The 13,700-nt window shown below is 42.7% G+C and carries 9 protein-coding genes; 4 read left to right on the plus strand and 5 right to left on the minus strand.

Annotated elements, in window-relative coordinates:
* A partial coding sequence (locus tag AACX33_RS10810) for a DUF3110 domain-containing protein (protein WP_227789014.1) occupies positions 1-429 on the minus strand: 429 nt, incomplete at its 3' end.
* 269 nt (positions 430-698) lie between these two features.
* Here AACX33_RS10810 and AACX33_RS10815 point away from each other — a divergent pair.
* Positions 699-6,359: a translocation/assembly module TamB gene (locus AACX33_RS10815; RefSeq protein ID WP_193999199.1), complete on the plus strand. Its 5,661-nt coding sequence runs from the start codon at positions 699-701 to the stop codon at positions 6,357-6,359.
* Positions 6,360-6,674: 315 nt separating this feature from the next.
* Here the strand turns inward: AACX33_RS10815 and AACX33_RS10820 are convergent, their stop codons facing one another.
* Positions 6,675-7,760 (minus strand): aromatic ring-hydroxylating dioxygenase subunit alpha, encoded by a 1,086-nt coding sequence (locus AACX33_RS10820; protein WP_193999197.1) that lies wholly within the window; start codon positions 7,758-7,760, stop codon positions 6,675-6,677.
* Between the two features lie 473 nt (positions 7,761-8,233).
* Here AACX33_RS10820 and AACX33_RS10825 point away from each other — a divergent pair, with 473 nt between their 5' ends.
* Positions 8,234-8,644, plus strand: coding sequence for a MerR family DNA-binding protein (locus AACX33_RS10825; RefSeq protein WP_193999195.1), 411 nt, complete (start codon positions 8,234-8,236; stop codon positions 8,642-8,644).
* Positions 8,645-8,739: 95 nt separating this feature from the next.
* On the opposite strand, the gene AACX33_RS10830 is transcribed toward AACX33_RS10825, so the two are convergent.
* Together AACX33_RS10830 and ftsH are read right to left on the minus strand one after the other, a co-directional pair.
* Positions 8,740-9,438 (minus strand): BON domain-containing protein, encoded by a 699-nt coding sequence (locus tag AACX33_RS10830; RefSeq protein WP_193999193.1) that lies wholly within the window; start codon positions 9,436-9,438, stop codon positions 8,740-8,742.
* Positions 9,439-9,705: 267 nt separating this feature from the next.
* Positions 9,706-11,574 (minus strand): ATP-dependent zinc metalloprotease FtsH, encoded by a 1,869-nt coding sequence (ftsH, locus tag AACX33_RS10835; protein WP_193999191.1) that lies wholly within the window; start codon positions 11,572-11,574, stop codon positions 9,706-9,708.
* Between the two features lie 377 nt (positions 11,575-11,951).
* Between ftsH and AACX33_RS10840 the strand changes: the two genes are divergently transcribed.
* Together AACX33_RS10840 and AACX33_RS10845 are read left to right on the plus strand one after the other, a co-directional pair.
* A complete protein-coding gene (locus AACX33_RS10840) occupies positions 11,952-12,497 on the plus strand; it encodes an NADPH-dependent FMN reductase (RefSeq protein ID WP_193999188.1) in 546 nt (181 codons plus the stop codon).
* A 202-nt stretch (positions 12,498-12,699) separates the two neighbouring features.
* Entirely contained in the window at positions 12,700-13,044 is a 345-nt protein-coding gene (locus AACX33_RS10845; protein ID WP_227789015.1) for a hypothetical protein, read from the plus strand.
* Between the two features lie 7 nt (positions 13,045-13,051).
* Here AACX33_RS10845 and AACX33_RS10850 read toward each other — a convergent pair whose 3' ends face one another.
* Positions 13,052-13,654, minus strand: coding sequence for a Uma2 family endonuclease (locus tag AACX33_RS10850; RefSeq protein WP_193999552.1), 603 nt, complete (start codon positions 13,652-13,654; stop codon positions 13,052-13,054).
* Positions 13,655-13,700 lie beyond the last annotated feature (46 nt).

Genomic DNA, 13,700 nt, shown 5'->3' on the forward strand with positions numbered 1-13,700 from the left:
GCGCATATTTTCTAGTTCAGAATCAGACATTTCTGGTGCAGCTGATGGCACTTCATTAGAACGGTAACTATCCTCATCAGTCTCCTCCTCTTGACCTTCAGGTTGCCAGTCAGTATTTGCCAAATTCATTTCTGGGGGTAAAATTAAATCGCTGTTGGCCGGAACAATTTCCCATTCATAGCCAGCACTTTCACAAAACCCCTTAATTTCCTCAGCATCGAGCATTTCCACTGTAGGGGTAGGAAAATCTTGAGCTTCGAGTAACAGGGCAAAGCGGAGAGCGTCATCTTCTGACTCGAACATCAAAATTTTATTGCGTACAGCCCCTGGCTGCGATGCCGAAGTATCTGCCACCCGAATTGAGTGAATCCCCTCATTTTCTGTGTGAGCATTGAAAATTAACACAAAAACACGCATTGGTGAAATCATCTGTCCTACTTTTTGGCGATCTACCTATACTATTAAAATTTGAGACTGTACATCAGGAAAACACACAGCTACAACTTTTACTTTATGCAAATTTTTTCCCAGCATCAATAACTATTGAGGTAGCAAGCAGGAGAAAATGGAACTTTGAACTCAAGAATTTCATATCCCAAAATCTAAAATAGGTCTGTATCCTGGAATAAGCATCACCATCATATTTGTCAGTTACTGCTAGTAGTCAGCCAGCTACACCAAGCCATAAGCGAAACCACATGACTAAATCTCCTAATGAAGATCACCATTCCAATTCCTCCGCCCACAAGCCTTTGTGGTGCATGGCTTTGAGTCGCGGTGGCATTGCCCTGAGCGGACTTTTGCTAGTGGGAATAGCCGGCGGTATTTGGCGGTTGAGGAGTTTTGTGCAACAAGAATTAACACCTCTAGCTCAAAGCGGCATCACGAACACACTCAACCGTCCGGTAAATTTGGGAGAAGTTACAGGCTTTTCCTTGACAGGAGTAAAATTTGGGGCTTCAACTATCCCCGCAACACCTACAGATTCAGATCGGGCAGTGGTTGATGCTGTAGAAGTGGGTTTTAACCCGTGGCAATTAATTTTTCAGCGTCAATTAAAGCTGGATGTGACATTAATTAACCCAGATATTTACATTGAACAAGATAATCAAGGGCGCTGGATTACGACTGAAATTGCCCCGCCTGGTAAACCAAGTCTGATTAAAACTGATTTAGACAAACTCCGGTTTCGTAATGGCAAGTTGGTTTTGATGGCGCAAGTCACAGATAAAACCCCTGTAGCATTTTCACAAGTCAACGGTACAGCCCAACTGCTAGAAAAAAACCAGCTGGTGAAGTTTGACGTGCGGGGTGAAGCAGATAGTGAGGGCAGTATTGCGATTCAAGGAGAACTCGTCCCCAAAACATTAGCAGCTAAATTACAACTGCGATCGCAAGATTTATTAGCTGCTAAAATTACCGACCTGATTAAGTTACCCTTCGACTTACAGGCGGGTAGAGTTAATGGCAACTTGCAGATTCAACTCAGACCAGAACAGCCGACTCTATTATTTGGCAATGCTGACTTACAAGGGGTAACGCTGCAAATTCCCAATGTACCCCAAGCTTTTCTGAATACTCAAGGGGCAATCCGCTTCCAGGGAACGGAAGTACAGCTAGATAATATTGTTGGTAGTTACGGTAAAATTCCTTTGGTGGCTACAGGCATTATCGACCCGCAAACAGGCTATAAATTGGCAGGGCGCGTCAATGGCGTGAGTGTGGCTAATACTCTAGAAACTCTGAAGATTAAAGCGCCAGTACCTGTAAATGGGGAATTACAAGCTAACTTGCAAATGCTTGGCCCCATTACCAAACCGATTCTCTCCGGCACAATTGGCACGATTAAAACAGCCCAAATTGATAAAATTAATTTCAATAATATTACAACTAAGTTTGAATTTGCTCCTAATGCTGATTTAATCAGTTTCAGAGACATTCAGGGCAAAGCCGCAGTTGGTGGAGAAATTACGGGGGTTGGTAAAATCAATCTAGGAACAACCCCCCAATTAGATTTTAATTTTGCAGCCAAGAATATTTCCGGGGATGCTGTAGCTAAACTTTATGAAACCACACCCCCAATCCAAATCGGTACTGTTTCCGCCACAGCTCAATTAACAGGTATAGCAAATAACGTCCAAACTATTGTCAGATGGCAAGCCCCGGAAGCCACCTATGCAGGTACTGGTGAAACTGCGATCGCCGCAGACCGTACCCTCGCCTTCCGCAATGTGGCGTTGAATGTCGGTGGTGGGATGGTGCGAGGTTCTGGTAGTTTTGCTAAAGGGCGTTGGCAAGCCGTCGCCCAAGCCTCTGGGGTAGGTTTGACACCTTTTGTAGACCAAAACCAACTGCAAAATATCTCTTTAGCAGGGGCAGAATTTAATGGTCGTGTCATTCTGGAAGGGAGCGCCGAACCATTTAAAATTGCTACGATTCGCACTGAGGGCGCAGGCGTAAACATTGGTGGTGGGACAGTTGCCGTTTCTCGTGTCGATTTGCAAAACCAAAACTTTTCGGCGCAACTGGTGGCTAATAATGTCCGCTTAGGACGCATCTTGAAAGAATCTCCCCCGGCTTTGGATAATCCCTTGGCGGGTACATTTCAAATCGCCGGGAACACAGAAAATTTGGGACTCAACACCTTACGCGGCACTGGTGAAGCCCGGCTGAATCTGGCAGGTGGAACTGTCACAGCCTCGAATATCCAATTAGCTAATGGTCTATATCAAGCCCAAGTGCAAGCCAATAATCTCGCTATACAGCAGTTGGCAGCAGTTCCAGAACAATTTAAAGGGGCGTTAACTGGTCAATTTAAGGTTGCAGGCTCGGTGGAATCTTTCAGTCCAGAAGCCCTCCAAGCCACTGGTCAGGGACGGCTTAACGTGGCAGGTGGTGCGATTACAGCCTCTAATATTCAATTGGCTAATGGTCGATATCAAGCGCAAGTGCAAACGAATAATCTTCCTTTGCAACAGTTGGTAGCAGTACCACCACAATTTCGGGGAGGGTTAACTGGTCAATTGAATGTAGCGGGGTCGGTTGAGTCTTTCAGTCCAGAAACTATTCAAGCTAGTGGTCAGGGACGGTTAAATGTTGCCGGGGGAACGATTACAGCCTCTAATATTCAACTGGCTAATGGTCGCTATCAGGCTGTAGTGGATGCGGCGGGGGTGGAATTAAATCGCTTCAATCAGCAGTTACGGGGTGATTTGGGCGGTAAGTTGCAGGTGGCTGGCATTTTGGGATCTGCCAAATTAGCTGATGTGCGTGCCGCTGGACAAGTACAATTATCTCAAGGTATCCCCGGTCTGGAGCAACCGTTGATTGCCGCACTCACTTGGACTGGGGAAAAAATAGCGATCGAACAAGCTATAGCGACTGGGTTAAATATCAGTGGTGACATTTTAACGAATGCGAAGACCGCAGCTATCCCGGAAATTACTCAGTTAAATCTCAACGTCCAAGCACAGAATTACAATTTACAACAGTTACCAATTAATCTGCCGAATCAGTTTGCTGTGGCGGGAAATGTCGATTTTGACGGACAAATTACTGGTAATCTGCCTTTACCCAATGTCACAGGAAAAATTGGGTTACGCGATTTAGTTGTCCAAGATATTGCTTTTGAGCCTTTGTTAACGGGAAATATCCGGTCGGCAACAAATCAAGGTTTAAATTTAGATTTGAGAGGTAATCGAGACAGGATTGCTTTAAACCTCGATGCCCAAAATCGTCCCCAATCGTTCCTCGTGCAGCGCCAAGAAGCATTCGCTACAGGTCAAGCCCAAGGCGATGATTTGGCGATTAAAGTCGCCAACTTTCCTTTACAGATTTTAAATCTCACACCACCGCCAGACCTGCGTTTAGGTGGGGGTACGGTGGCTGGGTCGTTAACTGGGGATGTGCTGGTTAATCAGCAGACATTGGCTGCAACTGGGAATTTAGCGATCGCCTCACCAGAAATTGGCCGGATTACAGGCGATCGCCTAGCAGCGGAATTCCGTTACAGTGATGGTCAAGCTACACTCACCAGCAGCGAATTTGTCAAAGGCGACAGTCGTTATGCCTTTGCTGGCAATTTTGGTCAAACCCCCCAAGGACCGCAACTACAAGGCAAACTGAATATCAATCAGGGTAATATCCAAGATGTGCTGACAGTAGCGCAGATATTTGAATTACAAGATTTTCAACGCGGCGCAGAGCCGCCCACCTACGGCACAGCAACGGATCTAGTCACTCAACCTCGTGGATTACCGGAACAGCCTTTATTAACCCAACTCAAACGCTTTTATGAAATTGATGCCCAGCTAGAGGCACAAGAACAACAACGGCGCGAATCCAATCCCATCCCAGACTTAGCAGACTTACAAGGGACTTTTAACGGAGAAATTGCTGTAGATACTGCCACAGCTAACGGCCTATCAGTGCAATTTAATTTGAACGGTCAAAATTTTACCTGGGGTCAAGAAACAGAAACTAATCGTTTCTATACTGCCAATAATATACTTGCCCAAGGCAGGTTTGAAAATGGCATTTTGCAATTACGACCATTACGAATAGAGTTAGAAAATAGCCGTCTCACCTTCGCTGGTAATATTGGCGGTGATGATCAATCTGGTCAGTTGCGGGTGAGCAATTTTCCCATAGAATTACTGAGTAATTTTGTTAATCTCCCAGTGGGAATTTCAGGTAATCTCAATGGTACAGCCGCAATCGCAGGTAGCATTGCCAATCCCCAAAGCAAAGGGCAGTTGGAAATTACAGAAGGAACATTGAATCAGCAGCCAGTTGAGTTAGCCAAAGCCAGTTTCAGTTATGCTAATGGGCGCTTCAACTTTGGCAGCATTGTCTCGGTTGTGGAAACAGAACCCGTGAATATTACTGGTAATATTCCCTATCAGTTACCTTTTGCTTCTGTAGCACCAGAAAACAATGAAATTACTTTGGATATCAAGGTACAAAATGAGGGATTAGCAATATTAAATCTCTTGACTAATCAGGTAACCTTTGAGAAGGGTGAAGGAGACGTAGACATTCAAGTGCGCGGAACCAGCGAAAAGCCGATAGTCAATGGAATTGCCACCCTGAATAATGCTACCTTTACCGCCCAGGCTTTACCAGAAAAAATCAGACGTGTTACAGGAAAAGTGCTGTTTGATTTTGACCGTATTTTAGTAGAAAACCTGGAGGGTCGGTTTAGCCGAGGTAATGTCGTAGCATCGGGAGAAATTCCCATCTTTAATAACGGACCAGCAAATCAGGAAAATCCCCTGACTGTTAACGTCGATGAGCTAGCTTTGAATCTTAAAGGCTTGTACCAAGGAGGTGCTAGTGGCAATTTACAGATTACAGGTTCTGCCCTAAATCCAGAAATTGGCGGTCAAGTGAATTTATTCGATGGTCAGGTTTTACTTGCAAATACTGCCAACCCAGAGCAACCTGTAAATAGTAATGGCTTGTCATCCTCTGTCCGAGACGCTACGCGAACAACAGCCAACAAGCAGATTCAACCTGATGGCGGGGATGCAAATGTGATGTTTAATAATTTAGATATAGAACTTGGTAAAAACGTAGAAGTCAATAATCCACCTATTCTCAGCTTTCGAGCCACAGGTAACCTCACCGTTAACGGCTCCTTTGCCGAACCAATACCCGATGGTACCATCAACCTAGAGGCAGGCGGAGTAAATTTATTTACTACACAGTTTAACCTCGCTCGTGGTTACAAACATACAGCCACCTTTAGAGCCAACCAACCCCGTGACCCCGAATTAGATGTGCGGTTAATCGCCAAAGTACTAGATGTCGTTCAGAGTAGTGATTTTACCAGGGCCAATACTGCCGGGTTAGCAGCCTTAGAAAGTGTACAAGTAGAAGCAAATGTCCAAGGTTTTGCCAGTCAAATCAATGAAACACTGGAACTCACAAGCAGTCCCAGCCGTTCAGAAACTGAAATTGTCGCTTTGTTAGGAGGTGGGTTTGCAGATGGACAAGGCGGTGGAGATAGCACCTTGGGTCTGATTAACATTGCCGGTTCAGCTGTATTCAGCAACTTTCAGTCAGCCTTTAGCCAGATTGGTAGTGCTGTCGGTTTAAGTGAACTGCGGATATTTCCCACAATTGTTTCTAATAATCCCGAAGCGGGAAGAAGCAGTTCCTCCAGCTTGGAATTGGCTGCGGAGGCGGGGATTGACGTTTCTCCCAAAGTTTCTCTTTCCAGTATCAAAATTTTGACAGCAAATGACCCATTTCAGTGGGGTGTAAATTACCGCATCAATGATGAAATTCGTTTGCGTGCTTCCACAAATTTAGACGATGATAGTCGGGCTGTAGTCGAGTTTCAACGGCGATTTTAAAGCTTATGTGGTGTTTTTGGGCGATGAAACCGATGGAAAAAGTTGCTACATATATAGTTATTTGCCTGATATAAATTCCGTTTTTCTCACCCAGACAGCACAGTGAATAGAAAAATTAAATAAATCAGTGTTAATTTATACTATTTATAATTTGGATAGTCGTTATACTCATTTTTAGGTTCTACCTGGGAATTATGAAGTGGCTTTGCCACTTCATTTTTATTAGACATCTGCGAAAATCAAATATGCATTATCCATCACCCTTGTAGAGACTCAGCATAAAAAACCTCTACATTTTTGTTCACCAGATAGCTATCAATCATTAGACTTTGTATCCTGCCATTTTTCACGGGTTTCTTTCACTTCGACATTTTTTGATCGCGCTAACTGCCAAGTTTTCAACATTAGAGGTTTTTGTCTTTCCAGATGGTTGACAAACTGCATAATTGACTGGTCTGACTTGATGGGGTTTTTCAAATCAAATTTAATTGTCTGAAAAATCTTCAGATCATCCTGAACAAAATTTATCCCCACAATTTTCATCAGCCACAGCACAACTCGATTATATAACCAACCTAAAATTCCCTGACGTTTCTGACTAATCAGCATCACCTGAACTTCCGATTTTCCCCCTTCCAGCAGGCGCACGGCAGAAATAACGTGAACATGGAAGCCATCAGTCCCAAATGTTGCTATGTTAGTGCTACCGTACCAATAGCAAATATTGTAAACATTATTTTTACAGAAGGGACGGAGCAGCTTCTCTAAAAATGACTTTCCAGTGTTAGGTTTAGTATTCGTGAAAATAATAGCATTCTGATTGATTTCCTGTTTTTCCAAATAAATTTCTGATGTTAATTTGTGAACTGTATTCATGTGTTGAGCATCAATCGGATTAATCATCACCGTATTCGGGTGACAGTTCACCAATAAATAATCACCAAAGACCACATCACATTCCTTGTTTTCTAACTCCAAAACAAAGGGTAAGGGTTGTTTGGGTATTGCTCCAGTCCAAACCCAAATCAGCCCATATTTTTCATCACTAGGCCAAGTTTTTAATTTGACGGAAATAGGCTCATTTAAACATGGAATATCAACACAAAATCCTTGAGCATCAAACTTCCAATGATGGAAAAAACAACGCAGTTCGTTACCCTCAACTTTTCCTTCAGCTAGGTGAGCGCCCATGTGCGGACAGTAAGCATCAACGATCACGACTCTTTGATCTTTACCACGGTAAATCGCTAATTCTCTCCCCAAAACTGTGACAGGCTTTACCTCTCCGACCCGCAGATTTTTTGATGGGATCACCCAGTACCATCCCTCAATAAAACGTTCAGGATTATTAAAGATTCTCGGTTTGTGGGTTGAGCTAAGGTTCTGCAAATTAACATTCATTTTCAGAGTTTCACTTGAAGTGAAGCGGTTAATCTAGAAGTAACATGATAATCATAAAAAAACAGTTACTTTTATTACTGGGAAATATAGTTTCACAACTAATTGATCAAATTCCCCAGATGAACTCTGAAATAAATATTCTAAAAATGTCTTTTTTTGTCAATTAAAAAACTTTTAAGATAGGCTGTTCTTGACTCAGTATATATATTTGAACAATGAAAACTGAGTATAATCTCTAATTAATTAAAAATTTCAGCTACTGACCCTAATATTTTGCTCATCTCTAAGTAACCCACTATTATCCTGAAGTTTATGGTGGGTTACGCTGCGCTTTAGCGAAGCCATGCCCCTTGGGCTATACCCACCCTACAATTTTTGGGTAATTTATTTGTTGGTGTTCCCCTACCTACTTAAGCTCTGTTAGCTATTGATGAAATATGTCATAATAAACACAAGAGTTAGGGAAGTCTGCCGTGTTAACTCAGGATAAAAAACTGTTTTTAATTGGTCAAGTCACGAATTTAAGCGGAATTTCGATCAGGACAATTCGCTATTACGAAAGTTTAGGTTTAGTAGAATCATCAGGACGCACAGAGGGAGGTTTTCGTCAATTCTCTACGGATGTGCTGACTCGTTTAGCTTTCATTAAAAGGGCGCAAAGTTTAGGTCTGAGTCTGGAAGAGATTCGAGATATTCTTCAAGTCTATGACCAAGGACAACCCCCCTGTGGCGAAATTAAAGAAAAGTTAGAAGACAAACTTTCACAGATTGATAGCCAAATTACTCAGTTGCTGACTTTACGTTCGGAAATTGGCGAATTACTTGCTGGATGGCACAATAAACCAGGTAAGCAAGAAGATAGAATCTGTCCAATTATCCAATAAACATGGACATAAATTCAATATGCTTTTTCTCAAACGCCTGTAGGGATGTTCCATGGAATATCTCTACATTCTTTGTCAGCAAATGTCTGATAAATTTAATCTTCAGTTAAAAATTCTTGTTCCTCTAGGTAACGAATAGCTAATCCATCCACTACCTTAATCACTCCTTTGGTATAGGTAGCGGCGTTATGTGCGGCTCTCCAGGCTGCCCAATTCGGAACAAAGCCTGTGAGGGTGACTCTGGCATTTTCCACTACGACGTTGACATCTTCAGCTTCTACAAAGCTATTGCGCTCCAAAGCGTTTTCAATGCTTCTGGCAATTTCCTCATCTTCAGGTCTTTTAGTAGGCACAACTGCTAGTTCATTGATAATATCAATTACCCCGGTAATGCCGTAACCTATATCTTCTACCTGAAATTTCTTCCAATAAGCGTCTACTGTACCTCGCATAGTCAGCAATCCACCAATGACGCTAACATCAATTTTGTTGGCATCAATATCGGGGTCCCAAGTCAGGGCATTTGCCACATTTGAGGCGATTTCGTCATCTATGGGAATAGGAATTGAGGCAGGATACTCCACCTGTAAATGATTAACTACCTCAATGATTCCCTCTAGTTCTTTAGTATCTTCTTCTGCTATGGTTTTGGCTCGATAGCTAGGTACTGTTCCCCGCAAGGTGACTTTGGCATGATCAACAGTTACACCAACATTCGCTGCATTCACACGGTCATCCCAGTGAAGTTTATCTACAACTTTAGCTTGGAGTTCTTCGTCTGTCGCTACAGTCATAATTACACCTGTTTGGTTGTTGTTTTCTCATCTGTGCAGCAACCATATTTATTTTGCTATTAATCCTATTTCCCTTTCCTCTTTCTTCGGAGATGAGTATGAAACTTTGATTCATATACCCCAGAAGGATGCTGTTTTTATCTGCCTAGCTAATATGGGAGGGGATTTTTTTGATCAGAGGAGATCATCGCTATGCCTCTAATCAGCATTCAAAAACCCCAAATCCGAAGAATCTTCAGCCCGCGTGGGCGAGCTGAGTTTGTATTGCTAATGAGATGCAGCTAATGTTTTATCAGTAACTTGGGTATATTGCATCACGATTTCGCGGAATCGTTCACCTTCAATGGTTTCTTCGTCTGCCAACAAATCGACTAAATATTCCAAGGCGGCGCGGTTGTCTTGCAACAGTTGTTTTGCTTCCAGGTAGCAATTGTTGATAATTTCGCGGACTTGGGAATCAATTTTGGCGGCAATTTTTTCCGAAAAGTCTGGTTTATTCATCCAGTCCCGTCCCAAAAATACTTCGCTATTCTGACTTTCTAAGGACAATAGTCCTAAATCAGACATCCCGAATCTGGTCACCATTTGCCGTGCCATTCCGGTAAGATGTTGCAAATCATTACTAGCACCTGTGGTGACTTCTGGCTTACCGAAAACAATTTCTTCGGCGGCGCGACCACCCAAAGTAGAGGTAATTTTGGCTTTGATTTGAGAACGAGAAACTAACCCCTGTTCTTCGTTGGGAGTAAACCAAGTTAATCCTAGTGCTTGACCCCGTGGAATGAGTGTCACTTTCTGCACTGGGTCATGGTCTTTGAGTAATGTGCCGATTAAGGCGTGTCCGACTTCATGGTAGGCAATCAAGCGCTTGTTCTTGCTATCTACTAAGGCTGTGCCTTCCATCCCTGCTACGACTCGATCTATGGCATGATCAATTTCCAGGATGGTGATCGCTTCTTTGCGTCTTCTGGCAGTAAGAATTGCGGCTTCGTTGAGTAAGTTGGCTAAATCAGCACCAGTAAAACCAGGAGTGCGGCGGGCGATCGCATCTAAAGATATACTGGAGTCAATTTTCTTATTGCGTGCGTGGACTGATAATATTTCGGCTCGTCCTTTGAGGTCTGGTGCATCGACCATCACTTGTCTGTCAAAGCGTCCTGGTCTGAGCAATGCCGAATCTAAGACATCTGGGCGGTTAGTGGCAGCAATAATAATAATGCCTGTATTACCTTCAAAACCATCCATTTCGGTGAGCAATTGGTTGAGAGTTTGTTCTCTCTCGTCATTACCACCACCGATACCGGTTCCACGTTGTCGTCCCACGGCATCGATTTCATCGATAAATATTAAACATGGCGCACTGTCTTTGGCTTTCTTAAACAAATCGCGCACACGGGATGCACCCACACCCACAAACATCTCCACAAATTCCGAACCGGAAATGCTAAAGAAAGGGACACCAGCTTCTCCGGCGATCGCTTTTGCGAGTAAAGTCTTACCAGTACCAGGAGGTCCAATTAATAAAACTCCCTTGGGAATGCGTGCGCCTACAGCCGTGAATCTTTCGGGCTGCTTCAGGAAGGTAACCACTTCTCCTAGTTCCTCTTTAGCTTCTTCTACCCCAGCTACATCGTCAAACTTCACACCAGTTTTGGCCTCCATTTGGAAACGAGCTCGAGATTTGCCAAAGTTCATCGCTTGATTAGAAGCATTGGTAGAGCGTTTCAGGAACAATAACATTAACACTACCAGTGGTAAAATCCACATCAGGTTAATCAACAGCCCCACAGCCACTGTGCTGTTAGCAGAGGAAACCTGACCAAAATCAACGTTTTGCTCTTTGAGTGTGTTAATTAACTCAGTGTTTTGTTGTAAAAGCCTAACTTCTATTGGTGGTGTATCCGGCTCTTGTCCCTTGAGATAAACCCTGGCTATTTGTTGAGTTTCGTCAAGCTCTACTTTTGTGACTTGCCCTGCCTTAGATTTATTGAGTAACTGACCATAAGTTAGAGATTCGCGCTCTACTTTTTGCGCCAGGGCGGGAGTACCCATGAAAATACCCGGCAACATCATTAAACTGGCTGCTAAGGCGGCTGTACGCTGTTTTATCAATGCCTTTTTCCCGAAATTTTGCATAATAATTACCCTTTGTCTATTGGCATCAGCTGAGCGCTGGTTTTATGCCTATTCTTCTAGCAAAAATTGCCATAACTGGAAATCACTATTTTCTCATCTAGTCTAACTTCTAGACAAAGCTATTCCCCAGTTTCCACCCCTGACTATTCAATAGTTCTCCAATTATGACGCTATCAGCCAGGGAGAAATGACAAAAAATTAGATCATCGTCAATAGAGTTATATAATATACAATTATAGATATTTGACTGCGAATCGCCACCCATTCGGATCATGTTGATTGACGATAAAAATATAAATCGCTAATATAAAATCGTAATGACTCCGCCTTTTATATATCCTGGTGGTGTAGAAAAATATTTAGTTGATGGGTGAATTATGGTAAAAATTGTTGGACTTGGTGGTAGTTTAAGACCTGATTCCTACACCCAAATCGCTTTACAAGTAGCAGCACAACGAGTAGAAGCCCTCGGTGCAGAGGTAGAAATTTTGGATTTGCGGCAGTTGAACTTACCATTTTGTCATGGTGGAAAAGAGTATCCAGAATACCCAGACGTTCAACGGCTACGTGATACCGTCAGTGCTGCTGATGGATTAATTTTAGCGACACCAGAATATCATGGCGGTGTGAGTGGTGTTTTGAAAAATACTTTAGATTTGATGAGTTTTGAGGAACTCTCTGATAAAGTCACGGGAGTGCTGAGTGTATTAGGAGGTCAAGTTAATAGCAATGCACTTAATGAGCTACGGCTGATTGTCAGATGGGTACATGGCTGGGTTATACCAGAGCAAATTGCCATTGGACAAGCCTGGGGCGCTTTTAGTCCGGAAGGAAAGCTGTTGGATGAAAAGCTGTCGGAACGGTTTGATAAATTTGCTCAGAGTTTAGTAGAAAATACTCGTAAGTTGCGAGGAGTTGATTAGAAACAAGATAGATATCAGGGGAGGACATTTCCGTGCATGGATTCTCCCTCAAACTAAACTAGTTTAATCCTTCGCCCAAAATATGTTAAATTTTGGGCTACTTTTATCGCCTTTTTCTTAACATTCAACACTTCTGTCGTAACCGGTCTTTTTTGAATTTTTAAACCTGTAGGAATCGGAAGATGAACAGGCGATCGCACTTTTGCGAAACCAACTCCAAAACTTGCTACAATCACAAATACCTGATTTAGTGATTAACGGAGACTTAAACAACCGTTTATCAGGTAACTTACATATTTCTATCCCGAATATTCCTAATAGTGCGATTATTGCTAGAGTTCGCCATCAATTAGCCATTTCCACAGGTGCGGCTTGTTCTTCCGGTGTTGTTGCATCATCTCACGTTTTACAAGCGATGAATCTTGCAGAAAATCTGATTGAAGGAGCGTTAATAATCGGTATTGGTAAATTTACAACCAAAGCAGAAATAGAAAAAACATCCTCTCTGATAATCAATGCAGTCAATAAAATTCAGCAACTTCTTTAAATTCCAGTCAACTCCAAACCTCAGTTAAATCCAACACAAACCCAGGTAAAATATCTTCCCCTGATAAACTAACAGGATGATCTAAAACTTCCACATTTCTACCAGGACGATAAATTTCTACTCGTTGATTTTTGCGGTCAATCAACCAACCCAAACCAGCACCATTTTCTATATATTCCCTCATCTTTGCTTGCAACTTTTCTAGAGAGTCCGTTTTAGAACGTAATTCCAGCACAAAATCCGGACAAATTGGCGCAAAGGTTTCTTGCTGTTCTGAAGTTAGAGCATTCCATCTTTGTTTACTTACCCAAGCTGCATCAGGAGAGCGATTAGCACCATTCGGAAGGCGAAAACCTGTTGAAGAATCAAAGGCTTCCCCTAATTTAGTTTGACGGTTCCACAACCACAGTTGTCCCGCTATATCCAAGTTTCTTTTTCCGGTATCACTGCCCGTGGGTGGCATAATAATTAACTCCCCCGTAGCATCTCGTTCTAATTGTAAATCTCGGTTAGCGAGTGCCAAATCAACGAATTGCTCATGGGAAACTTGAAGTGTGAGCGTATTTGGGATATTGACAGCAATAGCCGGGGTTAAGTTAGGTTGTGTCATCATTCCATCCTGAAACTGTTACTTATGAAGACTGTTGTACCAAATC

The organism is Nodularia sp. LEGE 04288 (assembly GCF_963896525.1).
Lineage (GTDB): Bacteria > Cyanobacteriota > Cyanobacteriia > Cyanobacteriales > Nostocaceae > Nodularia.

Coding starts and splice junctions, on each gene's coding strand:
- AACX33_RS10815 (WP_193999199.1), top strand. CDS start 699: ATGACTAAATCTCCTAATGAAGATCACCATTCCAATTCCTCCGCCCAC.
- AACX33_RS10820 (WP_193999197.1), bottom strand. CDS start 7,760: ATGAATGTTAATTTGCAGAACCTTAGCTCAACCCACAAACCGAGAATC.
- AACX33_RS10830 (WP_193999193.1), bottom strand. CDS start 9,438: ATGACTGTAGCGACAGACGAAGAACTCCAAGCTAAAGTTGTAGATAAA.
- ftsH (WP_193999191.1), bottom strand. CDS start 11,574: ATGCAAAATTTCGGGAAAAAGGCATTGATAAAACAGCGTACAGCCGCC.
- AACX33_RS10840 (WP_193999188.1), top strand. CDS start 11,952: ATGGTAAAAATTGTTGGACTTGGTGGTAGTTTAAGACCTGATTCCTAC.
- AACX33_RS10850 (WP_193999552.1), bottom strand. CDS start 13,654: ATGACACAACCTAACTTAACCCCGGCTATTGCTGTCAATATCCCAAAT.